The sequence below is a fragment of the Microbacterium sp. A93 genome, from assembly GCF_051842835.1.
In genome coordinates this window covers 283,896-306,103 of sequence record NZ_JBPXMT010000006.1, presented here as the reverse complement: position 1 = coordinate 306,103, position 22,208 = coordinate 283,896, and the positions used below count along the sequence as shown (strand labels likewise).

Annotated in this window: 23 protein-coding genes; 11 read left to right on the top strand and 12 right to left on the bottom strand. The window is 69.6% G+C overall.

The window, feature by feature from the left end; translation table 11 throughout:
* Positions 1 to 9: 9 nt before the first annotated feature.
* Positions 10 to 858: a PHP domain-containing protein gene (locus tag ACSU1G_RS17075; protein ID WP_439281162.1), complete on the bottom strand. Its 849-nt coding sequence runs from the start codon at positions 856 to 858 to the stop codon at positions 10 to 12.
* A gap of 46 nt (positions 859 to 904) precedes the next feature.
* Here ACSU1G_RS17075 and ACSU1G_RS17070 point away from each other — a divergent pair, with 46 nt between their 5' ends.
* Entirely contained in the window at positions 905 to 2,464 is a 1,560-nt protein-coding gene (locus ACSU1G_RS17070; RefSeq protein ID WP_439281161.1) for an aminopeptidase P family protein, read from the top strand.
* A gap of 3 nt (positions 2,465 to 2,467) precedes the next feature.
* On the opposite strand, the gene ACSU1G_RS17065 is transcribed toward ACSU1G_RS17070, so the two are convergent.
* Positions 2,468 to 3,586, bottom strand: a complete 1,119-nt coding sequence (locus tag ACSU1G_RS17065) for a general stress protein (RefSeq protein WP_439281160.1) — start codon at positions 3,584 to 3,586, stop codon at positions 2,468 to 2,470.
* A 115-nt stretch (positions 3,587 to 3,701) separates the two neighbouring features.
* Between ACSU1G_RS17065 and ACSU1G_RS17060 the strand changes: the two genes are divergently transcribed.
* Genes ACSU1G_RS17060 through ACSU1G_RS17050 form a run of 3 tightly spaced genes read left to right on the top strand, consistent with a single transcriptional unit; the run spans position 3,702 to position 7,053 of the window.
* A complete protein-coding gene (locus ACSU1G_RS17060) occupies positions 3,702 to 5,018 on the top strand; it encodes a magnesium transporter MgtE N-terminal domain-containing protein (RefSeq protein ID WP_439281159.1) in 1,317 nt (438 codons plus the stop codon).
* Positions 5,018 to 5,881 carry a DUF1003 domain-containing protein gene (locus ACSU1G_RS17055; RefSeq protein WP_439281158.1) on the top strand — a complete coding sequence of 288 codons (864 nt, stop codon included), beginning with the start codon at positions 5,018 to 5,020 and terminating at the stop codon, positions 5,879 to 5,881. The genes ACSU1G_RS17060 and ACSU1G_RS17055 overlap by 1 nt, the downstream gene beginning before the upstream one ends.
* On the top strand, positions 5,878 to 7,053 hold the full coding sequence (locus ACSU1G_RS17050) for a P-loop NTPase (RefSeq protein ID WP_439281157.1): 1,176 nt from the start codon (positions 5,878 to 5,880) through the stop codon (positions 7,051 to 7,053). Before ACSU1G_RS17055 ends, ACSU1G_RS17050 begins: the two co-directional genes overlap by 4 nt.
* 82 nt (positions 7,054 to 7,135) lie before the next feature.
* Here ACSU1G_RS17050 and ACSU1G_RS17045 read toward each other — a convergent pair whose 3' ends face one another.
* A complete protein-coding gene (locus ACSU1G_RS17045) occupies positions 7,136 to 7,813 on the bottom strand; it encodes a twin-arginine translocase TatA/TatE family subunit (RefSeq protein ID WP_439281156.1) in 678 nt (225 codons plus the stop codon).
* 32 nt (positions 7,814 to 7,845) lie between these two features.
* Positions 7,846 to 9,126, bottom strand: a complete 1,281-nt coding sequence (locus tag ACSU1G_RS17040) for a zf-HC2 domain-containing protein (protein ID WP_439281155.1) — start codon at positions 9,124 to 9,126, stop codon at positions 7,846 to 7,848.
* 225 nt (positions 9,127 to 9,351) lie between these two features.
* On the opposite strand from ACSU1G_RS17040, the gene ACSU1G_RS17035 reads away from it, so the two are divergent.
* The gene (locus ACSU1G_RS17035) at positions 9,352 to 10,002 is read left to right on the top strand and encodes an O-methyltransferase (RefSeq protein WP_439281154.1); all 651 of its coding nucleotides are present in this window, start codon (positions 9,352 to 9,354) and stop codon (positions 10,000 to 10,002) included.
* A 149-nt stretch (positions 10,003 to 10,151) separates the two neighbouring features.
* On the opposite strand, the gene ACSU1G_RS17030 is transcribed toward ACSU1G_RS17035, so the two are convergent.
* From ACSU1G_RS17030 to ACSU1G_RS17020, 3 genes are all read right to left on the bottom strand, one after another.
* Positions 10,152 to 10,322: a DUF3117 domain-containing protein gene (locus ACSU1G_RS17030; protein ID WP_345355382.1), complete on the bottom strand. Its 171-nt coding sequence runs from the start codon at positions 10,320 to 10,322 to the stop codon at positions 10,152 to 10,154.
* A 154-nt stretch (positions 10,323 to 10,476) separates the two neighbouring features.
* Positions 10,477 to 10,815 (bottom strand): DivIVA domain-containing protein, encoded by a 339-nt coding sequence (locus ACSU1G_RS17025; protein ID WP_439281153.1) that lies wholly within the window; start codon positions 10,813 to 10,815, stop codon positions 10,477 to 10,479.
* Positions 10,812 to 11,666 (bottom strand): TIGR00730 family Rossman fold protein, encoded by an 855-nt coding sequence (locus ACSU1G_RS17020; RefSeq protein WP_439281152.1) that lies wholly within the window; start codon positions 11,664 to 11,666, stop codon positions 10,812 to 10,814. Before ACSU1G_RS17020 ends, ACSU1G_RS17025 begins: the two co-directional genes overlap by 4 nt.
* 126 nt (positions 11,667 to 11,792) lie before the next feature.
* Between ACSU1G_RS17020 and ACSU1G_RS17015 the strand changes: the two genes are divergently transcribed.
* From ACSU1G_RS17015 to ACSU1G_RS17000, 4 genes are all read left to right on the top strand, one after another.
* Entirely contained in the window at positions 11,793 to 12,587 is a 795-nt protein-coding gene (locus ACSU1G_RS17015) for an amino acid ABC transporter ATP-binding protein (RefSeq protein WP_439281151.1), read from the top strand.
* An 81-nt stretch (positions 12,588 to 12,668) separates the two neighbouring features.
* Positions 12,669 to 13,544: a glutamate ABC transporter substrate-binding protein gene (locus ACSU1G_RS17010; RefSeq protein ID WP_439281150.1), complete on the top strand. Its 876-nt coding sequence runs from the start codon at positions 12,669 to 12,671 to the stop codon at positions 13,542 to 13,544.
* 118 nt (positions 13,545 to 13,662) lie between these two features.
* Positions 13,663 to 14,337, top strand: a complete 675-nt coding sequence (locus ACSU1G_RS17005; protein ID WP_439281149.1) for an amino acid ABC transporter permease — start codon at positions 13,663 to 13,665, stop codon at positions 14,335 to 14,337.
* Positions 14,334 to 15,227, top strand: a complete 894-nt coding sequence (locus ACSU1G_RS17000) for an amino acid ABC transporter permease (RefSeq protein ID WP_439281148.1) — start codon at positions 14,334 to 14,336, stop codon at positions 15,225 to 15,227. The genes ACSU1G_RS17005 and ACSU1G_RS17000 overlap by 4 nt, the downstream gene beginning before the upstream one ends.
* A gap of 16 nt (positions 15,228 to 15,243) precedes the next feature.
* Here the strand turns inward: ACSU1G_RS17000 and dapE are convergent, their stop codons facing one another.
* On the bottom strand, positions 15,244 to 16,413 hold the full coding sequence (dapE, locus tag ACSU1G_RS16995; protein ID WP_439281147.1) for a succinyl-diaminopimelate desuccinylase: 1,170 nt from the start codon (positions 16,411 to 16,413) through the stop codon (positions 15,244 to 15,246).
* Positions 16,414 to 16,451: 38 nt separating this feature from the next.
* On the opposite strand from dapE, the gene dapD reads away from it, so the two are divergent.
* Together dapD and ACSU1G_RS16985 are read left to right on the top strand one after the other, a co-directional pair.
* A complete protein-coding gene (gene dapD, locus ACSU1G_RS16990) occupies positions 16,452 to 17,501 on the top strand; it encodes a 2,3,4,5-tetrahydropyridine-2,6-dicarboxylate N-succinyltransferase (RefSeq protein WP_439281146.1) in 1,050 nt (349 codons plus the stop codon).
* A gap of 55 nt (positions 17,502 to 17,556) precedes the next feature.
* Entirely contained in the window at positions 17,557 to 18,435 is an 879-nt protein-coding gene (locus ACSU1G_RS16985) for a hypothetical protein (protein ID WP_439281145.1), read from the top strand.
* A 100-nt stretch (positions 18,436 to 18,535) separates the two neighbouring features.
* Here ACSU1G_RS16985 and ACSU1G_RS16980 read toward each other — a convergent pair whose 3' ends face one another.
* From ACSU1G_RS16980 to ACSU1G_RS16965, 4 genes are all read right to left on the bottom strand, one after another.
* Entirely contained in the window at positions 18,536 to 19,819 is a 1,284-nt protein-coding gene (locus ACSU1G_RS16980; protein WP_439281144.1) for a citrate synthase, read from the bottom strand.
* A 179-nt stretch (positions 19,820 to 19,998) separates the two neighbouring features.
* Positions 19,999 to 21,204, bottom strand: coding sequence for a succinyldiaminopimelate transaminase (gene dapC / locus ACSU1G_RS16975; RefSeq protein WP_439281143.1), 1,206 nt, complete (start codon positions 21,202 to 21,204; stop codon positions 19,999 to 20,001).
* 5 nt (positions 21,205 to 21,209) lie between these two features.
* Positions 21,210 to 21,542, bottom strand: a complete 333-nt coding sequence (gene fdxA, locus ACSU1G_RS16970; RefSeq protein WP_439281142.1) for a ferredoxin — start codon at positions 21,540 to 21,542, stop codon at positions 21,210 to 21,212.
* 320 nt (positions 21,543 to 21,862) lie between these two features.
* A complete protein-coding gene (locus tag ACSU1G_RS16965) occupies positions 21,863 to 22,159 on the bottom strand; it encodes a hypothetical protein (RefSeq protein ID WP_439281141.1) in 297 nt (98 codons plus the stop codon).
* Positions 22,160 to 22,208 lie beyond the last annotated feature (49 nt).

The following is a 22,208-nucleotide window of genomic DNA, read 5'->3' as shown; positions in this document are numbered from 1 at the left end:
CGGAGGAAGTCAGGGGCGGATGACGGCGGTGCCCGTGGCCTGCTCCTCGATCCGGGCCACCACCTCCGCCGGGGTAGTGTACTCACCGATCCGGTTGGGCTTGCCGGCCCCGTGGTAGTCGGAGGAGCCGGTGATGAACAGCCCGTGCTCCACGGCGATCAGGCGCAGGGTACGCCGGGCCTCGTCGGGATTGTCCCGGTGGAAGACCTCGATCCCGGCCAGCCCGGCGTCGATCATCTCGCGAAACAGCTCCATGCCGATGATCCGGCCGCGCATGGAGGCCATCGGGTGGGCGAAGACGGGGACGCCGCCGGCCTCGAGCACCAGCCGGACGGCATGGACCGGGTCCGGGGCGTAGTGGCCCACGTAGTAGGGCGAGCGCGGGGTCAGGATCGAGGTGAAGGCGGCGGAACGGTCGTGGATGACGCCCGCGGCCACGAGGGCGTCCGCGATGTGTGGCCGCCCGATGGTGGCATCCGGGGTCGAGTGGTCCAGCACCATCTCCCACGTGATGGGGTAGTCCTCCGCGAGACGCTCCACCATGCGCTGGGCCCGGCTGAGCCGCGAGGACCTGGACCGGGCGATCTCCCCGGTGAGTCCCGGGGCATCGGGGTCGTGCAGGTAGGACAGCAGGTGCACGCTGATCCCGGTGTCCGAGACACAGGAGACCTCCATACCGGGTACAAGGACCAGCCCGGTCTCCCCGGCCGTCACGGCTGCCTCCGCCCACCCGGCGGTGGTGTCATGGTCCGTCAGGGCCAGGCCCGTCAGTCCGGCTCGCGCGGCTGCCCGCACCACGTCCGCAGGCGGCTCGGTGCCGTCCGAGATGTTGGAGTGCGTGTGCAGGTCGAACGACATGGGCCCCAGCCTAGCCACCACCGAAGACAATGCGATGATGGACGCCATGAGCGATGCACAGTCCCAGACCCCGGAGACCTCAGACAACCACCCCCAGCCCGTGGAGGACCGGGTGAACAACCGGTCCCAGAAGCCGACCTCGGACGCGTTCAAGCAGTTCATGGGCTCGAACTGGGCCCCGGCGCAGACCCCGCTCGTCATGCCGGACGCCTCCTCCCCCTTCGCCGCCCGGCGCCGCAAGGCCCTGTCCGCCGAGTTCCAGGGCGAGCGCCTGGTCATCCCGGCCGGCTCGCTCAAGGTGCGCTCCAATGACACCGACTACCGGTTCCGGGCCCACTCGGCCTTCGCCCACCTCACGGGTCTGGGCGTGGACCACGAGCCGGAGGCCGTCCTGGTGATGGAGCCGGTGGAACCGGGTGCCGGTGACCACGGCGGTGATCACGAGGCCACCCTCTACTTCCGCCCCCTGGCCGGCCGCGACTCCGAGGAGTTCTACTCCAACGCCCGCACCGGCGAGTTCTGGATCGGTTCCCGCCCGACCCTGGGCGAGATGGCGGCCCGCACCGGCCTGCGCACCGCCGACCTGTCCGAGCTGGAGGTCGCCGTCACCAAGAACGCCGGTGCCGTGGAGATCGGCGGCGTCCGCATCCGGCTGCTGCGCGGTTCCGACCTGGATGTGGAGGCCCTCGTGGACACCTCCCGCATCAACACCGGGGTGGACCTGGAGGCCTCGGACGCCCTGGACGCGGTGCTGACCGAGTTCCTCTCCGAGTTGCGTCTGGTCAAGGACGGCTGGGAGATCCAGGAGATGCGCGGTTCCGTGGCCGCCACCATCGCCGGGTTCGAGGACATCGTGAGGGTGCTGCCGCTCGCACGGGGCCATGCGCGCGGCGAGCGGATCGTGGAGGGGGCCTTCTTCTCCCGTGCCCGCCTCGAGGGCAATGACCTGGGCTATGACACCATCGCGGCCGCCGGCAACAACGCCACGGTGCTGCACTGGATCCGCAACAACGGTCAGGTGCGGGACGGGGACCTCATCCTCGTGGATGCCGGCGTGGAGGCGGAATCGCTGTACACCGCGGACATCACCCGGACCCTGCCGGTCAACGGGACCTTCACGGACGTCCAGCGCAGGATCTACCAGGCCGTCCTCGATGCGGCCGATGCCGCCTTCGCCGCCGTCAAGCCCGGGCTGCGGTTCCGGGACGTCCACGCCACGGCCATGCAGGTGCTGGCCGAGCGCCTGGACACCTGGGGCCTGTTGCCGGTGCCCGTCGAGGAGGCGCTCTCGCCCGAGGGTCAGCAGCACCGCCGCTGGATGCCCCACGGCACCAGCCACCACCTGGGCCTCGACGTGCATGACTGCGCCCAGGCCAGGCGTGAGCTCTACCTGGACGCCGAGATCGTGCCGGGCATGGTCTTCACCATCGAGCCGGGCCTGTACTTCAAGGCCGAGGACCTGGCCGTGCCCGAGGAATACCGCGGGATCGGCGTGCGCATCGAAGACGACATCTATGTGACGGACGAGGGCGCCGAGAACCTCTCCGCCGCCCTGCCGCGCACACCCGAGGACGTGGAGGCCTGGATGGCGCGGCTGCTCGGCTGATCCTCAGGGACGGTCTTCATCGGGCTGGGGGCCGCCCGTGACGTCCCGGGGCGCTGGAGTGGCGGGATCTGCAGTCGCTTCGGGATCGTCAGGACCCCCGGTGCCCGACGCCGGCCGGTCGCTTTCCGCGCCCGGTGCGGCGCCGTCCACGGGCCGGTTCCGATCGGCGCGGCGGCCCGGACGCTTCGAGACACCGGAGACGCCAGAGACGCCAGAGACGCCAGAGGCGCCAGAGCCGCCGGAGCCGCCCTTGCCGTAGGACGGGGCCTCGAAGGATTCCTGACCCTTGCCGCCCTTGGCGTCCTGACCGGCCGGGGCACCCTTGGCGGCGTTCTCCGCCAGGATGCGTTCCTGCACCACCCGGGCCTCGTCCTCGGGCAGCCGCACCCCGTACTGGGGACGGCCGTCCGGCAGGTCCGGGAAGACCCCGGTACGCGCAGGGGCTGGGGGCTCCGGTACCGGTGTCGAGTCAGTGGCCGGGACCGATACCGGGTCAGTGGGTGAGGCCGTCGCCGGAATCGGAGCGGCGGGCGCGCTGTCCGCGGCGCTGGAGGCCGACGTCGGGCCCTGGTGGTGTTCTGGTGAGGGCGTGCTCGGTGGGGTGGGAGCCACGGTTGCGACGGGGGCCGGGGACGGGGCTGCTCCCGGACGGCCCAGTGCCTGCTTGGCCTGGGCTGCGGTCTCGAACTCGCAGACCACGTCGAAGTTGGACGGGACGAGTTGCTGGACCGAGTTCACCCCCCGGCCTTTGCGCATCGCATGGCCGATCACCCCGAAGATCACCCAGACGGCCACGCCGAGTCCCACGGTGTAAAGGATCTGGATTCCGCTGCCGGCGGGATCGATCAGGGTCATGAGGATGCCGAGCATCATCCCGAAGAACGCCCCCTGGATGGCGGAACGCAAGGCCACGGACGGATACGTCAGCCGGTTGCGGATCCGTTCGACCGTGCGCAGGTCCGTGCCGACGATCGATACTGTGCGGACGTCGAACTCCTGGGCGGCGAGCTCGTCCACGACCTTCCGGGCCTCGAGGTAGGTCGGGAAGGACCCCAGCACCTCGCCGCGGGGCAGGCCGCTGACCGAGGGATCGGAGGACGTGGGACCGAAGAGCATGGACATGGCTCCATTGTGCCGTCCGGGCCGGCGCGGGGCACCACCGCACGCCGGGTTCTCCGCCACCGGCGTAAGGCCCGGACCTCCGGCGGAGCCGGCTCACGCCGACTAGTCTGGATGGGTGAATGCCCCCAAGATCTTCGTCGCCCGCCTGCTGGGTCTGGATGTCTTCGACCCGCTGGGTGACCGTCTGGGCCGCCTGCGGGACGCCGTGGTCACCGAACGTGGGCCGGGCCTGCCGCCGGTCGCGGTCGGTCTCGTCATCGAGGTGCCGGGCAAGAAACGCGTCTTCGTCCCCATGACCAGGGTGACGTCCATGGGTGCCGGACAGGTCATCACCACGGGGCTGATCAACCTCCGCCGCTTCGAGCGCCGGGGGGCCGAGCTGATGGTGGCCGCCGACCTCTTCGACCGCCGGGTCACCCTCGTGGACGGTCCGGGCCAGGCGGTCCTGGAGGACCTGGGCCTGGAACAGCAGCGCAACGGCGACTGGCTGGTGAGCGACCTGTATATCCGCCGCGATGCCGGGCGCAGCGCCTTCGGGCGGGCCCGGGGCGAGCACCTGCTGGTGGGTTGGAACGAGGCCCGCTGGGCCGCACGGGAGGAGCCGCAGGGTGCCTCCAGCTTCGTGGCGGCCCACGAGGACCTCAAGGCAGCCGACCTCGCCGATGTACTGCATGAGATGACGGCCAAGCGCCGCGTCGAGGTGGCCACGGAGCTGCAGGACGGGCGGCTGGCGGATGTGCTCCAGGAGCTGCCGGACGACGACCAGGTGGAGATCATCTCCAACCTGGACATCGAACGCGCCGCGGACGTGCTCGAGGAGATGGACCCGGACGATGCCGCCGACCTCCTCCATGAGCTCTCGGATGCCCAGCAGGAGCTGCTCCTCGAGTTGATGGAGCCGGAGGATGCGGACGATGTCCGGCGGCTCATGGAGTACGAGGAGAACACCGCCGGTTCCGTGATGACGCCGGTCCCGGTCATCATGCCCCCGGAGGCCACCGTGGCCGAGGCGCTGGCGAACATCCGCCAGCAGGAGTTCACCCCGTCCATGGCCTCCCTGGTGATCGTGGCCCGGCCCCCGTTGGAGACCCCCACCGGCCGGTACCTCGGCGTGGTGCACTTCCAGCGGCTGCTGCGCTATCCCCCGCCGGAACCCCTCGGGAACATCCTGGACAAGGACCTCGAGCCCGTCTCCGACCTGATGCCCCTGCCCGCGGTGACGCGTGAGCTGGCCACCTACAACCTGACCTGCATCCCCGTGGTGAACCACCACCACCGGGTGGTCGGTGCCGTCACGGTAGACGACGTCCTGGACCACCTGCTGCCCGATGACTGGCGCAGCATGGAGCACCCGGATGAGGCCCAGCACCCGGCGACCGATCCCTCGAAGGCCCCCTCGAGGACATCCTCGACAACGACGGAGGCGAGCTGATGGCTGAGAAGAACACGGAGACGTCCGGCTCCCCGTCCGCGCGCCGCTCCGGCCTGGACACCCCACTGGGCGCCCGGGCCCGCCGCTGGCCCCGGCCGAGCCCCAACCCGGACGCGTTCGGTGAGGCCACCGAGGGCTTCGCACGCTTCATGGGCACACCGCAGTTCATCCTGTGGATGACCGTCTTCTGCGCGCTCTGGCTGTCCTGGAACTCCTTCGCCCCGGCGCAGTTCCGTTTCGATTCGGCCGCCATCGGCTTCACCGCCCTGACCCTGGTGCTGTCCCTGCAGGCGTCCTACGCCGCTCCCCTGCTGCTGCTGGCGCAGAACCGGCAGGACGACCGGGACAAGGTGTCCCTGCGGGAGGACCGCCACCGCGCGGAGCGCAACCTGGCGGACACCGAGTACCTCACCCGTGAACTCGCCGGACTGCGCATCGCCCTGCAGGACGTGGCCACCCGTGATTTCGTCCGCTCCGAGATGCGGGATGCCGTCGCAGAGATCACCGAGGACCTCAAGGACGAGTGGCGCGAGCAAGTGCGGACCGAGGTGCTCGAGGAGATGGCCCAACGCCCCGACGCCGGCCCCGCGCCCACCCCGGCCGGGTCGGGGTCAGGGTCAGGGTCCGCGCATCGCAAGAACAAGAAGAAGAAGAACCGGCCGAGCCGCGAGGCCCGCGAACGCATCGAGGGCGACGACGACGGCAACCGCACGACCACGTTGGCCGACATCGCCTCAGAGGAGGCCGGCGGCGTCCCGGAGCACCGTGGAGGACGCCCGACGCGCGGCGCTGACGTGGCCGGAAACGCCGGAGACACCGGCCGACCTGAAGAACCTGAAGAACCTGGAGTGGAAACCCCATGACTGACACCGCCGGGCCCATCGACGCCCCGGAGCTCACCACCGACCTGGAACGGGCCGCGTGGACCCGTCTCGGCTCCGTCCTGGACCCTGAGATCCGGCGTCCGGTGACCGAACTGGGCATGATCGCCTCCATCACCGAGGGGACAGCCGACGGGGCAGCCGGAGCCGGACACCTCACGATCGGTGTCCGGCTGACGATTGCCGGATGCCCGCTGCGGGACACCATCACCGCGGATGTGGAAGATGCCCTGGCCGATCTGCACGGCTGCACCTCCGTCACGGTCGTGATGGCCGTCATGACCGCAGAGCAGCGCGCCCGGCTCAAGGAGTTCCTGACGGGCGGTCGGCCTCCGAACCCCTTCGGCCCGGGCACCCTGACCCGGGTGTATGCCGTGGCCTCCGGCAAGGGTGGCGTGGGCAAGTCCACCGTGACGGCCAACCTTGCCACCGCGCTGGCGGCCCGCGGCCTGTCCGTGGGTCTGGTGGACGCCGACATCCACGGTTTCTCCATCCCCGGGCTGCTCGGCACCACCGCCCGGCCCACGCGGGTGGACGAGATGATCCTGCCCCCGGTGGCCCACGGGGTGAAGGTCATCTCGATCGGCATGTTCTTGGACAGTGACCGTCCGGTCGCCTGGCGTGGACCGATGCTCCACCGGGCCCTCGAACAGTTCGTGACGGACGTGTACTGGGGCGATCTGGACGTCCTGTTGGTCGACCTCCCGCCGGGCACCGGGGACATCGCCATCTCCGCCGCGCAGTTGCTGAGCACCTCCGAGCTGCTCATCGTCACCACCCCGCAGCAGGCGGCCGCCCAGGTGGCGGCCCGGGCCGGGGAACTCTCCGAGCAGACCGAGCAGCGGGTCGCCGGGGTGGTGGAGAACATGGCCGCCATGACCCTGCCGGACGGGTTCGTGCTGGATCTCTTCGGCTCCGGTGGCGGGCAGACCGTATCGGACCGGCTCACCGCCGCGCTGGGCCGGCCGGTGCCGCTGCTCGGTTCAGTGCCGCTGGACCCCCAGCTGCGTCAGGACGGCGACGGCGGCACCCCCGTGGTACTGGAACATCCGCAGTCTCCGGCCGGGACCGAGCTACGGCGTGTGGCCGAGTCCCTGGCGGTGCGGCCCCGCGGGCTCTCGGGGTTGAAGCTGCCCGTCACCCCGCGCGACTGAGGACAGCCCGACAGGCGCCGGGTCCCCGGTCTCGGGCCTTCGGCGCCGAGTAGTCCAGGTGCGTCAGATGAGCCCGGGTGCGTCAGGTGGCGTCGGTGTCGAAGGGGGCCGGTGGGAGGTCTGCGGACGGGGCCGCGGCTGCGACGTCGTCGAGCTCGGGGATCTGCACCGTCTCGGACACCGTGGGCTCCGTGGACGCCCCGGCCTCGGGCATCGTGGTGGTCTCGGCGCCGCCTGCGGCCGTCGCAGCAGTCCCGGCGACCACAGCGCCGGCAACCGACGCCGAGCGCCGCGGGGAGGAGCCGAACAACAGGGCCCGGGGGTCCATCTCCTTCAGGTCCTCGCGCAGTGCATCACGCTGGCCACGAACCGCTTGGAGGTCCCCGCGCAGGCCGTCCCGCGCCGTGGACGGTGCGGGTGAGGACGTTGCGGTGGCGGCACCGGAGGACGGGCCGGAGGAGCCGGAGACGCTGGCTGCGGCAGCCCCCTGGGTCTCACCGTCGACCGGCTCGGACAGGGCGTCCCGGATGATCCGCCGCGGATCGTACTGCCGAGGGTCGTACCTCTTCCAGTCGATCTCGTCGAAGTCCGTGCCCGTCTCCTCCTTGAACTGGCTCTTGGCACCTTCGGCCATGTTCCGCAGGGTCCGGACCCACTCGGTGAGTTTGCGCGCGTATTCGGGAAGCTTCTCCGGTCCGAGCACGAGGACGGCTAGCAGGATCAGGATGATCAGCTCTGCGCCGTTGATACCGAAGGTCACGGAACCTTAGCCTACCGGAGAGTCCTGCACCGTTACCGGCGCTCGTAGCCCGGTTCGGCCATCCACGGCATCAACCGTTCGAAGCCTCTCGCCAGACGGTCCGCGGGACGTTCGGGAGCCAGGCCCGACTGCACGCGCGACCGTTCTGAGATCACCACGAGGGACATCAACCGGTCGGCGCGCTCCACCGGCAGGTCCGACTCCACCGTGTAGGCGGCTTGGGCGGTGCGGGCGGTGGCCGTCCACGTGCCGTCCCCATGATCCAGCACGGACATCTCCACGCCCACGGGCAGCTCGCGGGTCTCCCCCGCCAACGCAAGGCCCTCTGCCGGCTCACCGGCGCCGGTGAGCCCCGCGCCCACCGGGCACCCGGGCGCCCCGTCCTCCTCGGCGTCTCCGGCCAACGAACGGCATTCGTGCAACACCATCGAGGCCCCGTCCCCCCGCAGGGTCATGACCACCTCGGCGGCGTCCCCTGCCAACGCCCACCCGGTGGAGTCGTTGCGCAGGCCGAAGCCGTTCAGGCTCGGGACGTTCCAGCCATGCTGCCGGAGGTCGGCGACCATGTCCGGGGTCAGGGCCACCGCCCCGGCCAGGGCCACGCCCGGAACCCCCGAGTCGCCCGCCGCGGCATCGGCCGCCGCTGTCGATGAGGATACGGCGCCGCCGTCCACGCCCGCCGGGCGCAGTACGGCCGGATCGGGGTCCCCGCCGTTGTCCCGGTCCACGGCGTCCAGGTCCCCTCCCGAGTCGTCCGGGACAGAACCCCCGGTAACCTGCGCGGTGGCCTGCGCGCCGTGCGCGGCCGGGGAGCCGTCCCGCTCAGCGGAGGGGCCGACGTCGTCCTCGGTCACGGTGGCGGGCGGGCTGACGGCAGAGGGACTGGCGGCGGCCGGCAACAGTTGCCCACCATCCCCGGCGCCGGCCATGAACTCGGGGTCGCCGGCGATCCAGGCCGCGGACAGCACCACCACGGCGGTCAGTCCGAGGGCTCCCATGCCGGCCACCACCTTCCAGCCCGCCACACCGTCCCGTGTCTCGAGCACCGGCTGGGTGGTGGAAGGTGGACTGGACGCTTCGTCGTTCTGGAAGGCCGCGTCCCCGGAGGCTGCGTCGGATCCCGAGGAGACAGGCCGGCTGGGATGCGAGGACTGCACGGAGGAGGCGACCTGCAGGATGCGTTCGCGTTGGGAGACTTCCCGGCGGCACTCGCCGCATTGGGTCAGATGCGCGGCGACCCTCGCCCTGGAGACCGGAGGAAGGGCATGCTCCACGTAGGAGTCGAGGCGTGCCCGGGGGTGGAACACCGCCATCAGCGTGGACCCTTTCCTCCGCAGACTCGTGCGGGGGTCGGCACGAAGGGCACGAAGAGTGGGGTGCAGTCGGGGATCATCACCGCAGTCGACTCCTTTCCGTCAGCATCCAGTCTGGCCCCACATTCTGTGAGGAGCCTGAGCATGAAGGCGTCCGGCCGGACTCCCCGTAGTATGGACTGCCGATCGGCATCACCCCCCGGACCAGAGAATTGAGCACGCCGCATGAAGGCCCTGAGCCCCCACCAGACGGACAAGCACGCCAGCTGGGCCTTTGCTGAGTCCCGTCCGGCCGAGGACGACGTCCTGCTGCGGGCCCGCGAACGCTCCGCCGATCTGGGGATCACCCCCGTCACCGAGGGCGCCGCCGCACTGTTGACCGTGTTGGCGGCCACCCGCTCCCCCGCCAACGTGGTCGAGATCGGCACGGGTGCTGGAGTCTCCGGCATCGCCTTGATGCGGGGCCTGACCCGGGATGCGATGCTGACGACCATCGACCCGGATGCCGAGGCGCTGCGGGCCGCCCGTGAGGGCTTCGCCGAGGGCGGCTTCCCGGCCAACCGCACCCGGATGATCACCGGCCGCGCCCGGACGGTGGTCCCCCGCCTGAACAGCAAGGCCTATGATCTGGTCTTCCTCGACGCGGACAAGGCCTCCCTGGTCTTCCATGTGGAGCAGGCTGCACGGCTGTTGCGCCCCGGGGGTCTGCTGATCGTCAATGACGCCCTCGACGAGGACCGGGTCCCCAAGCCCGCCGTCCGGGAGGCCTCCACCGTGGCCTGCCGTGAGGCCGGCAAGATGCTGCGGGACGATGAGATGTGGCAGTCAGCGCTGCTCCCCACCGGGTCCGGCATCCTCTTGGCCGTGCGCCGCTGACCTTTTGGCCGTGCACTGCTGACGGGTTCCCCCAGCACGCCGAACCCCCGGCCGCACAGCCGTCAGGCTGCGGGACCGGGGGGTTGGTTCGTACTGGACGGTGTAGTCAGCACCAGGTGATGCTGTCAGACCGGGCGAGCTGACGACGGTCAGCCCTCGGTGACGCCGACCAGGCACTCCTTGAGTGAGGCGGCCTCATCCTTGTTGAGTTCAAGAACCAGGCGACCTCCGCCATCGATCGGCACGCGCATGATGAGGCTCCGGCCCTCCTTGGTCACTTCCATGGGACCGTCCCCGGTACGAGGCTTCATGGCTGCCATCTGTGTTCCCTTCTCGAAGCGGCCCCCCTCGTCACAGCGGGACCGCAAGACTTTTCGTGTGGCCGGCACGGCTTGAGGCAATCCGGCACGGCCGCGGAGCGCTTGACAACCCCTATTATTCCGGATTCCGCGCGGTGCCGCTAATCACACCGTCTCAACGCATCGCGGCGTCGTCTCCTGGCACCCCTGCCGGCATGGATTCCGCGCGCCGTCCCCGCAGCCGGGAGATCTCCGCATCCCTCTCGGCAAGCGCTGCAGCGAGCATCTGGAGGGCCTCGTCCACCTGGTCCATGCGGTATCCGCGGAGCCCCGGTGCGAAGCGCAGACGGTCCACGTCCTCCGGGGACGGATCCGGCGGCAACAGCACGGGTGGCACCAGACGCACGGGATCCGCCAGGGGGGCCGCGAAGCCGCCCCGTCCCATCACGACGAGGGCCAACAACCCCACCACCAGGACGGCGGCGACCAGGACCAGCACCACGAAGACGCTCACTGCGGGTCACCTGCTGCCGGACCGTGGTCCGCGGCGACGCGGTGGTGCTCGGGATCCCAGTCCTCCCGGTCCGGCCAACGGCCGCCGGCCACGGTGTTGATGACCAGGGCCACGGCCTCTTCCGGCGTATCCGCCACCTGGAGCAGATGGACATCCACGGCGTTGATCATCCCGCGGGTCACCAGGGTGTCCCGGATCCAGTCCACCAGCGGGGCCCAGAAATCCCGGCCCAGCAACACCACGGGGAAGGCGGTGACCTTGCCGGTCTGGACCAGGGTGAGCGCCTCGAAGAGCTCATCGAGGGTCCCCAGCCCTCCGGGTGCCACCACGAAACCCTGGGAGTACTTCAGGAACATCACCTTGCGGACGAAGAAGTAGCGGAAGTCCACCCCGACATCGATCCAGGCATTCATCCCCTGTTCGTGGGGCAGCTCGATCCCCAGGCCCACGGAGAGGCCGCCGGCCTCCTTGGCACCCCGGTTGGCAGCTTCCATGGCCCCGGGGCCTCCCCCGGTCACCACGGTGAACCCCGCCTCGGACAGCATCCGGCCGACCTGCCGGGCCTGCTCATACTCCGGGGCACCCGGTTGCGTGCGCGCCGAGCCGAACACGGAGATGGCCGGGCCGAGGCCCGCCAGCGTGCCGAAGCCCTCGATGAACTCCCCCTGGATGCGCATCACCCGCCAGGCATCCGTGGTAGTGGAGCCCTGGGGCTGCTCCGGCTCGGAGCGCAACAGCAGCTGGTCGAAGGTGGGGCCGGTGGCCGCCGCACCGCGGAGGGTCTGGGGCCCGCGCCGGATGCCGGGGCGCGGCGTGGCGCCTGGGCCGCTGGAGGGCGCATCGGAGGACATGTCCCCCAGCCTAGGCCTTCAGGAACGCTCAAGGGACGTTTCAGACAGGCAACGATTGGATTAAAACCGGGCCGTGACGACCGCTGATACCTGATCAGGACCGGCCATGTCCTATAGTCTCCCACTATGACGCAGAGCACACCGGCCCCAGCGGATCCCCCCGCGGCCGAACCCACCGAGAAGCGGGCCCTCGTCGAGCTGGAGAACGTGAACAAGCATTTCGGCTCGTTCCAGGCCCTCACGGACATCAACCTGACCATCCCCGAGGGGCAGGTGGCGATCGTCATCGGACCCTCGGGTTCCGGCAAATCGACGCTCTGCCGCACCATCAACCGTCTGGAGACCATCGACGACGGCGGCACGATCCGCATCGACGGCAAACCCCTCCCTGCGGAAGGCAAGGGGCTGGCCAAGCTCCGCGCCGACGTCGGCATGGTGTTCCAGTCCTTCAACCTCTTCGCCCACAAGTCGATCCTCGAGAACGTGACCCTGGGTCCGATCAAGGTCAAGGGCCTGAAGAAGGCGCAGGCCAACCAGGAGGCCATGGAGCTGCTGGAACGCGTCGGCGTGGCGCAGCAGGCCAAGAAGATGCCGGCCCAGCTCTCCGGCGGCCAGCAGCAGCGCGTGGCCATCGCCCGGGCCCTGGCCATGAAGCCCAAGGTCATGCTCTTCGACGAACCCACCTCGGCACTCGACCCGGAGATGGTCCAGGAGGTCCTGGATGCCATGGTCCAGCTCGCCCACGAGGGCATGACCATGGTCGTGGTCACCCACGAGATGGGCTTCGCCCACAAGGCCGGCGACCGGGTGATCTTCATGGACCAGGGCACCATCCTCGAGGACACGGACCCCGAGTCGTTCTTCTCGAATCCGCAGCACCCCCGGGCCAAGGACTTCCTGGGGAAGATCCTCACCCACTGAGACTCCACGTCCCTCGCACCATCGAACCTGTCACCACAGCACCCAACAGCTCTCATCACGAGCACCGTCACTGGAGGAACAATGCGCAAGAAGCTCCTGTCCGTCGCCGCCATCGCCGCCTCGGCCGCCCTCGTCCTGTCCGCCTGCTCGCCATCGGCCGATGACGGCGGCGGTGAGGGCGGCAGCGAATCCGCAGGCAGCGGTGGCGGGGATTCCGTCCGTATCGGCATCAAGTTCGACCAGCCGGGACTCGGCTTCCGGGAGGGCAGCGGCGACCCGACCGGGTTCGACGTGGACGTGGCCAAGTTCGTGGCCGGCGAGCTCGGCTACTCCGACGACCAGATCGAATGGATCCAGACCCCCTCGGCCAACCGCGAGAACGCTCTCGAGGGCGGCGAGGTCGACATGATCTTCGCGACCTACTCGATCACCGACGAGCGGGCCCAGCGCGTCGGCTTCGCCGGACCGTACTTCGTGGCCGGCCAGGACCTCCTGGTCCGTGCCGACGACACGGAGATCACCGGACCCGAAGACCTGGAGGGCAAGAACCTGTGCTCGGTCACCGGCTCCACCTCCGCACAGAAGATCAAGGACGAGTTCGCCTCCGGCGTGAACCTGGTGGAGCAGGGTGGCTACGCCGAGTGTGTGACCTACCTCGAATCCGGCCAGGTGGACGCCGTCACCACGGATGACATCATCCTCGCCGGCCTCGCCGCGACCCCGGAGAACTCCGGCAAGTTCAAGGTGGTCGGCAACACCTTCACCGTGGAACGCTACGGCGTCGGACTGCCCAAGGGCTCGGACCAGTGCCAGGCCGTCAACGACGCCATCACCAAGATGAAGGATGATGGCGCCTGGGAAGAGGCCCTGACCTCCAACACCGAGGGCACCGGATACACGCCGGATGAGGCGCTCAACAACGGCCCCGAGGCCGAGATGGAATCCTGCGACGCCTGATCGGGCAGCATCGTGAGACGGCGGCGGGCCGGGCACCCGCCCGCCCCGCCGCCGTCGTCATCCTCCGGCCACCCACCGCGGCACACCCCCGGCCGTCGGTCACCGAAACAGGAAGCTCATGAACGGATTCCTTGAACTCTTCGCCGAGTACGACATCCTCGGCGCCTTCTGGATGAACGTCCGGCTGACCTTCTTGGCGGCCATCGGCTCCTTCATCCTCGGCACGGTCCTAGCCCTCTTCCGGATCTCCCCGGTCGGTTCACTCCGGAGCATCGGCACCTCCTACGTGAACATCGTCCGGAACACCCCGCTCACCATCATCATGGTGCTCGGCGTCCTGGCCGTCTGGGGCCAGCTGAAGATCGAGTTCTCCAAGGACTTCGACATCAACTTCTTCACGTATGCCGTGATCGCCCTGACCCTCTACCATGCGTCCTTCGTCTGCGAGTCGATCCGTTCCGGTGTCAACACCGTGCCCCTCGGCCAGGCCGAGGCCGCCCGGGCGATCGGGCTCAGCTTCCTGCCTGCCGCTCGCATGGTGGTACTCCCCCAGGCGATGCGCGGTGCCGTGACCCCGCTGGGCAACACCCTGATCGCGCTGACCAAGAACACGACGGTGGCCGCAGCGGCCTCCGTGGCCGAGGCCTCGGGGCTGATGAAGTCCATGATCGAGTTCAACCCGGACCTGATGATCTACATCTTCCTCACCATCGCGATCGGATTCTGCATCATCGTCATCCCCATGGGCATCCTGACCACCTGGCTCTCCGACAAACTGGCGGTGGCACGATGACCGCCACGACGTCCGTCCTCTTCGACGCCCCGGGCCCCAAGGCCCGGCGCAACATCCTGGTCTCCAACCTGGTGGCGCTGGCCGCCGTGCTGGCCGTGGTGGTCCTGGTGCTGATGCAGCTGGACCGCCAGGACCAGTTGGCCCCGGACAAGTGGGTCAATGCCCTCAACGCCAACGCCTGGACCAACTACTACCTGCCGGGACTCCAGTTCACCCTGCAGGCCTCCGGGATCGCCGTGATCACGGCCCTGGTCTTCGGCCTCGTCTTCGGCTTCCTGCGGCTGGCCCCGTTCGCCATCATCCGGGCGATCTCCGGCGTCATCATCGAGTTCTTCCGCGCCGTCCCGGTGCTGGTGATGATGTTCTTCCTGTACTTCTTCTTCGCCCGGGTGGTGGCCCCCGCCGGGCTCATGGCCAGCTCGGACGCCGCCTACTACGGGGTGATCGTGGGGCTGACGCTCTACAACGGGGCCGTGATCGCCGAGCTGGTCCGCTCCGGCGTGAAGTCCCTGCCCAAGGGGCAGCGCGAGGCCGCGGCGGCGGTCGGCATGACGAACAACCAGTCGCTGCGCCTCGTGGAGGTCCCGCAGGCGCTGACCGCCATGCTGCCCTCCCTGCTCAGCCAGTTCGTGGTGATCCTCAAGGACTCCGCACTCGGCTATCTGATCGGTTTCTACGAGCTGCTGCAGTACTCCCGCCAGCTGGGTTCCGGATACTCGAACATCTTCCAGACCCTCGTGATCGCTGCGCTGATCTTCATCGTCCTCAACTTCATCCTGACGTGGCTGGCCACCAAGCTGGCTGGCAACCTGTCCTCGCGGACCAGTGGGGACGTAGCCCCGGCCACCTCCACGACCATGGCCCCGACCGTGGACGTCGAGACGAAGTAGTCGGGTCCAGGCGGGTCTAGACGCGCGGAAGCAGCCATCGGGTGAGTGCCGCCAGGCAGTCCCGGACCGCCCCGGCACTCACGTGCTCGTCATCGCTGTGGGCCAGCAGGGCATCGCCGGGGCCGAAGTTCACGGCGGGCACCCCCAGGGCGGAGAAGCGGGCCACGTCGGTCCAGCCGTACTTGGGCTGCGGGCTCCCCCCGACGGCGGCCACGAAGGCTGCGGCGGCCGGATGGTGCAGCCCGGGACGGGCCGCGGCGGACTCGTCGGTGATCTCCACGCGATCCCGGTCCACTCCGGCCAGGGCCAGGACGGAGAACACCTGCTCGTGCGCTTGGCGCAGGTCCTTGTCCGGGGCAAAACGGTAGTTGACCTCCACCGTGCAGGCGTCTGGGATGACGTTGCCGGCCGTGCCACCGTGGATCCGCACCGCGTTGAGACCCTCCCGGTAGTCCAGGCCTTCAACGGTCACGGTGGCCGGCTCGTAGGCGGCCAACACGGACAGCAGGGGTGCCGCGGCGTGGATGGCGTTCACCCCCCGCCAGGACCGACCCGAATGCGCCGCCACCCCGGGCACGGTCACCCTGTACCGGCTGGTCCCGTTGCAGCCCCCCTCGACCACCCCGTCGGTGGGTTCCAGCAGCACCGCGAAGTCGGCCTCCAGCAGCCCCGGGGCGTCGCGGACCACCCGTCCCAGCCCTGAGAACTCGGAGCCGACCTCCTCATGGTCGTAGAACACCCAGGTGACGTCGCGCCCGGGGATCGGGCCGGCGTCGTGTCCCAGCAGCCCGGCCGCCGCCAGCTGGACGGCCACCCCGGACTTCATGTCCGTGGCCCCGCGCCCGTAGAGCAGGTCGGCGTCTTCCGGCAGGCCGGAGGGCACGACGCCGGCCGCCGGCTCCCAGCGCGAGGGCACCGTCCCCCGGGCGCCGGGGGTGGTGGGCAGGGGCACGGTGTCCAGGTGTCCGGCCAGCACCACGCGGGAGGACAGACCGAAGTCCGTGCGCGCCACGATGGTGTCCCCGAGACGCTGCACGCGCAGTCGGGGCAGGGCACGCAGGGCGGCCTCCACCACGTCCGCGAGCGGGCCCTCGTGGTCCGAGACGGAGTGGATGTCCAGCAGGGCCGCCGTCAGCAGGGCCACGTCAGAGTCCAGGGGCGGCAACGCGGGGCTGGGAGATTCCATGAGCGTCAGTCTAGGTCCGGCCCAGTAGGATACGTCCCATGACATCCCACCCCATCCAGCGCGATCCCACCGTGCGTCCCGACCGCTCAGACCAGGCCGGAGAGCGGCGCGCCGGGCCGTCTCGACGGGCCTCGGGCACGGGGTTGGCCACGGTCGCTGCGGACGGCACCGTGCTCGATGTCTGGTACCCGGCGCCGGTGCTGGGCGGTCCCTCCGGTGACGACCTGACGGCGGCGCTGAGCGCCCTCGTCGTCGCGGATGCCGACCGTGGAACGAGCCAGCAGGTCCATGCCGTCCAGATCGACCTCGATGCCGCCCCCGCCGATGCCCTGGACGCCTGGCTTCGCCTGCACTTGCTCTCCCACCGACTCGCCACGCCGAACACCCTCAATCTGGAGGGGATCTTCGGCGTGTTGGCCAACGTGGTGTGGACCAACGTCGGGCCGTGCCAGCCGGCCGGATTCGAGGCCACCCGCCTGAGGCTGCGGGCCCGCGGTCCGGTGCAGGTGTACGGCGTGGACAAGTTTCCGCGGATGACCGACTACGTGGTGCCCACCGGCGTGCGGATCGGTGATGCCGACCGCGTCCGCCTCGGTGCCCACCTGGCCGAGGGCACCACCGTCATGCACGAGGGTTTCGTGAACTTCAACGCCGGCACCCTCGGCGCCTCCATGGTGGAGGGCCGGATCTCAGCCGGCGTGGTCGTCGGGGACGGCTCGGACGTGGGCGGTGGGGCCTCCATCATGGGCACCCTGTCCGGCGGTGGCTCCCAGCGCATCACGATCGGCGACCGGGTCCTGTTGGGGGCGAACTCCGGTGTCGGCATCTCCATCGGCGACGATTCGGTCATCGAGGCGGGCCTCTACATCACCGCCGGCACCCGGGTCACGGTCCGCACCGGCACGGGCAGCGCGGCCACGGACGGTTCCACCGACCGCGGCGGGGCACAGGAGACCACCGTGAAGGCTCTGGACCTGTCGGGCGTGAAGAACCTGCTGTTCCGCCGCGATTCATCCACCGGGCAGGTCCAGGCCCTGCCCCGTGCCGGCCGCACCGTGGACCTCAACGACGCCCTGCACGCCAACTGATGCCCACCCGGGTCCCCGGCGGACAGGCCGCTCCGAACCGCTCGATGATGCACCCGTGAAGGCCTCCGTGAAGGCCCCGGTGAACAGGAGATCCCGCCGGCGCCGGCGCACCCTGGGGGTCCTCGTGCTGGGCGTGGCCGTGGTGGCCGGCGGCAGTTGGGCCGCTACCCGGTTCATCGACTCCTCCGAGATCATGGTGCGGGAACACTGCACCGCGATCGTCGGCTCGGATTCCTTCAGGCTGGACCCGGAGCAGGCCTCCCATGCGGCCCTGATCTCGGCCGTGTCCATGGACCGTGGCCTCCCGGCCCGGGCGGCCTCGATCGGCATCGCCACGGCCGTGCAGGAGTCCAAGCTGCGCAACATCGACTACGGTGACCGTGCCGGCCCGGATTCCCGTGGACTGTTCCAGCAGCGGCCCTCGCAGGGCTGGGGTTCCGAGGCGCAGGTCATGGATCCGGTCTATGCGGCGAACCGCTTCTACCAGGAGCTCGAGCTGTTGGTCCCGGACTTCGAAGACCTCGACATCACCGTGGCCGCCCAGACGGTCCAGCGCTCCGCCTACCCGGAGGCCTACGCCGACCATGAGCCCGAGGGGCGGGCGTACGCCTCCGCGCTCACCGGCCACTCCCCCGCGGCCTTGAACTGCGTGTTGAAGTCCCCCGCCGGCCCCGGGGATGCCCAGGCGATGACGGCGGCTCTACAACAGCAGTTGTCCTCTGCCTGGCCACAGATCTCCGACGACGGCCGGACCGTGACGATCCCGGTCTCCGGCCCACGGGGCTGGGCCCTCGTGCAATGGGCTGTGGCGAACGCCCAGCGGTTCGGCGTCACCTCCGCCTCCTTCGGCGGACAGGGCTGGGTGCGGGCCGATCACGGCTGGGCGCCGGCCACCGGCACCGAGGGCGCCGTCACGGTGACCTTGGCCGGCTGAGCCGTTCACCGCCAGCATGCCGCAAAAGCACCGTAGAACACTTTGAGGGCAGAACGAACCGGGTCGTTCTGCCCTCAAAGTGGGGGTGGGGGGTGGGCGCTCAACGGACGGGATAGTCCCGCAGGTCGTGGCCGGTGTAGAGCTGGCGCGGGCGGCCGATCTTGGTGGCCGGGTCCTCGATGAGCTCGCGCCACTGGGCGATCCAACCCGGCAGGCGGCCGAGGGCGAACAGCGGGGTGAACATCTTCTCCGGGAAGCCCATCGCCTTGTAGATCAGGCCGGTGTAGAAGTCGACGTTCGGGTAGAGCTTGCGCTCGATGAAGTAGTCGTCCGCCAGTGCCTTCTCCTCGAGGCGCATGGCGATGTCCAGCAGCTCGTCGTTGCCGCCGAGCTTGCCCAGGATGTCATGGGCGGTCTTCTTGACGATCTTGGCGCGCGGGTCGTAGTTCTTGTAGACGCGGTGGCCGAAGCCCATGAGCTTGACCCCGTCCTCCTTGTTCTTGACCTTGTCCATGAAGTCCTCGGGCTTGACGCCGTCCGACTTGATGGAGCGCAGCATGTTCAGCACGGCCTCGTTGGCACCGCCGTGCAGCGGGCCGTAGAGGGCGTTGATGCCGGCCGAGATGGAGGCGAACATGTTCGCGTGGGAGGACCCCACGAGCCGCACGGTGGAGGTGGAGCAGTTCTGCTCGTGGTCCGCGTGCAGGATCAGCAGCAGGTCCAAGGCCTTGACCATGTCCGGGTCGAGCTCGTACGGCTCGGCGGGGACCCCGAAGCACTGGCGCAGGAAGTTCTCCACCAGGTTCAGGGAGTTGTCCGGGTAGAGCATCGGCTGGCCGATGGACTTCTTGAACGCGTAGGAGGCGATCACCGGCAACTTGGCCATCAGCCGGATGGTGGAGATGTGGACCTGCTCCTCGTCAAACGGGTCCAGCGAGTCCGGGTAGAACGTGGAGAGGGCGGAGACCGCCGAGGACAGCACCGGCATGGGGTGCGCATCCCGCGGGAAGCCGGAGAAGAAGCCCTTGAGGTCCTCGTGCAGCATGGTGTGGCGGCGGATGTTCTGGTCCCACTCGCCCAGCTGGTCGCCGGTCGGCAGCTCGCCGTAGATCAGCAGGTAGGCGACCTCAAGGAACGAGGAGTTCTGGGCCAGCTGCTCGATGGGGTAGCCGCGGTAGCGCAGCACGCCCTCGTCGCCGTCGATGTAGGTGATCGCGGACTTGGCATTGGCCGTGTTCATGAAGCCCGGGTCATAGGTGACCTGACCGGTGGACTTCAGCAACGGTCCGATGTTCAGGCCGTCATTGCCGATGGTGGCCTTCTCGCGGCCCAGCTCGACGGTGGTGCCGTCCACGGACAGCTGAGCTGAAGTGTTCTCGGTCATGGGTACTCCCTCATGAGTTGTGCAGTGTGCGAACCGCCGCCAGGATCCAGGCAGCGCGTCAGGGCGACCGTGGATGATCGATCCGGTGGTTCAATCCACGGCAACGCTACCAAGCCGGGAGGCCGGACAGGGAATCGGTGACATTCGCGACGGCCCCGGGGTCACCGCAGGCCGCAGGGTCACCGCCAGGTGCGCAGTCGCTCCGCCGCCCGGGCCACGGCCTCATCCGTGCCCGTGAGTGACACCCGCACGTAGCCGTTGCCGGCCTCCCCGTAGAAGGTCCCCGGACCGACGAGGATGCCCAGCTGGGCGAGGGCGCCGACCAGATCCCAACTGTCCTGCTCGCTGGGATCCGACCGGCCGGCGTCGTGCCCGGTGGTGTTGTCTCCGGCCGCACCGTCCACGGCACCGCCCGCCCGGCCGTCCCGCGTCCACAGGTACAACCCGGCCTCGGAGTGGTCCACCACGAGCCCGGCGGCCTCGAGGGCGTCCTTCAGCAGGGCCCGGCGGGCCCGGTAGCGCCCCTTCTGCCGACGCACGTGCGCATCATCGGCCAGGGCCACGGTCATGGCCGCCTGGACCGGCATCGGGACGATCATGCCCGCATGCTTACGGCTGTTGACCAGGGTGGACACCAGGGCGGGGTCCCCCGCGGCGAAGGCGGCCCGGTAACCGGCGAGGTTGGACTGCTTGGACAGCGAGTACACACTGAGCAGGTTCGTGTGGTCCCCGCCGCTGACCTGATCGGACAGCAGGCACGGGGTCCCGGGCCGCAGGCCCTCCGGATCGTCCCACTCGCCCCAGCCCAGCTCCGCATAACATTCGTCCCCGGCCACCACGGCGCCCACCGTGCGGGCCTGGGCGACGACGGCGCGAAGCTGTTCGGCCGAGGCCACCTCCCCGGTGGGGTTGGCCGGGGAGTTGGTCCAGATCAGCCGGACCCGGGCCCGGGTGTAGGGGTCGAGCTCCTCGAGGGAGTCGGCGGCGACGGCGGTGGCACCCACGAGCAGGGCCCCGATGTCATAGGTCGGGTAGGCCACGGTGGGGCGGACGACCACATCGCCGGGACCGAGGCCCAGCAACAGCGGCAGCCAGGCGATGAACTCCTTGGAGCCCACGGTCGGGATGACCGCGTCCGGGCTCAGACCGGGGACGCCACGGCGGCGCGCGAACCACGCGGCGATGGCCTCCCGCAGCTCGGCGGTCCCCTGGGTGGTCGGGTAGCCCGGAGCATTCGCGGCAGCCGCCAGCGCATCCTGGATCAGGGCCGGGGTGTCATCCACCGGGGTGCCGATGGACAGGTCGGCGAGGCCACCGGGATGGGCTTGGGCCGTGGCACGGTAGGGGGCCAGGGACTCCCAGGGGTATTCGGGCAGCCGCAGCATGGGCTCTAGAGGCCTTCGGGAATCGGCTGCGGCGGCAACGCCATGATCACCTCGTGGTCCTTCGGGATGAGGCCCAGCTTGGCGGCACCACCGGGGGAACCGAGGTCATCGAAGAACTCGACGTTCGCCTTGTAGTAGTCGGCCCACTCCTCCGGGGTGTCATCCTCGTAGAAGATGGCCTCGACGGGGCAGACCGGCTCGCAGGCGCCGCAGTCGACGCACTCGTCCGGGTGGATGTACAGCATCCGCTCGCCCTCGTAGATGCAGTCAACGGGGCATTCATCGATGCAGGCCTTGTCCTTGAGGTCCACACACGGCAGGGCAATGACGTACGTCACGTGAGACCGTCCACCTTCCAGGGGTCGGATTGAGCCCGGACTCACGCCGGGCTCAGCGAGGATTCCATCCCAGTCTAGTCCCCATGCCGGGTAGTCAAGGGCCCGCCACTGGGGTCAAGGACCGACTGCGGTGTGTCTCGGTGTCGGGTCCGGTGATCGTGATCCGGGCGATCGTGCGGGTGGTGGTGGTCCGGTTCGGTGGGTGCTTGCTCCAGCGGGACAGCGGGGATCTGACCCGGCGGGGACACACCCGCGGTCGGCGCGGCGGGTTGAGTCCGGCAAGCACGGCTTGGCCGATGTCGCCGACAAGGTCGCCGGAGTCATCGGTGACGTTCCGTGCGCAGGTGGCCAGGTCCTGAGCGGTCTGGACCGCCACCCCAGTGGTGTGCGCGGAAACCGTCGGCCCGGCCAACAAGCTGAACAGCTCGCGCAGCGGGGACGGGCCCAGCCGGCGGCGGAGCTCGCGCAGCGCCTTCGCCGAGGGCCGCTTCAGCCGTCTCGAAGTCGATGATGCGGGTCAACTCGCCCAGATGGCCCGGAGCGAACACCCCGGCGACGACCGTGATCGGCCGCACGATGGTCGTCAGCGTCGTGGTGATGGCAGAAGGGGAGCGCAACGGAGGTCCTCGTGACGGGTGTCTTCAAGGTCGTGCTCCGTGGGTCCCG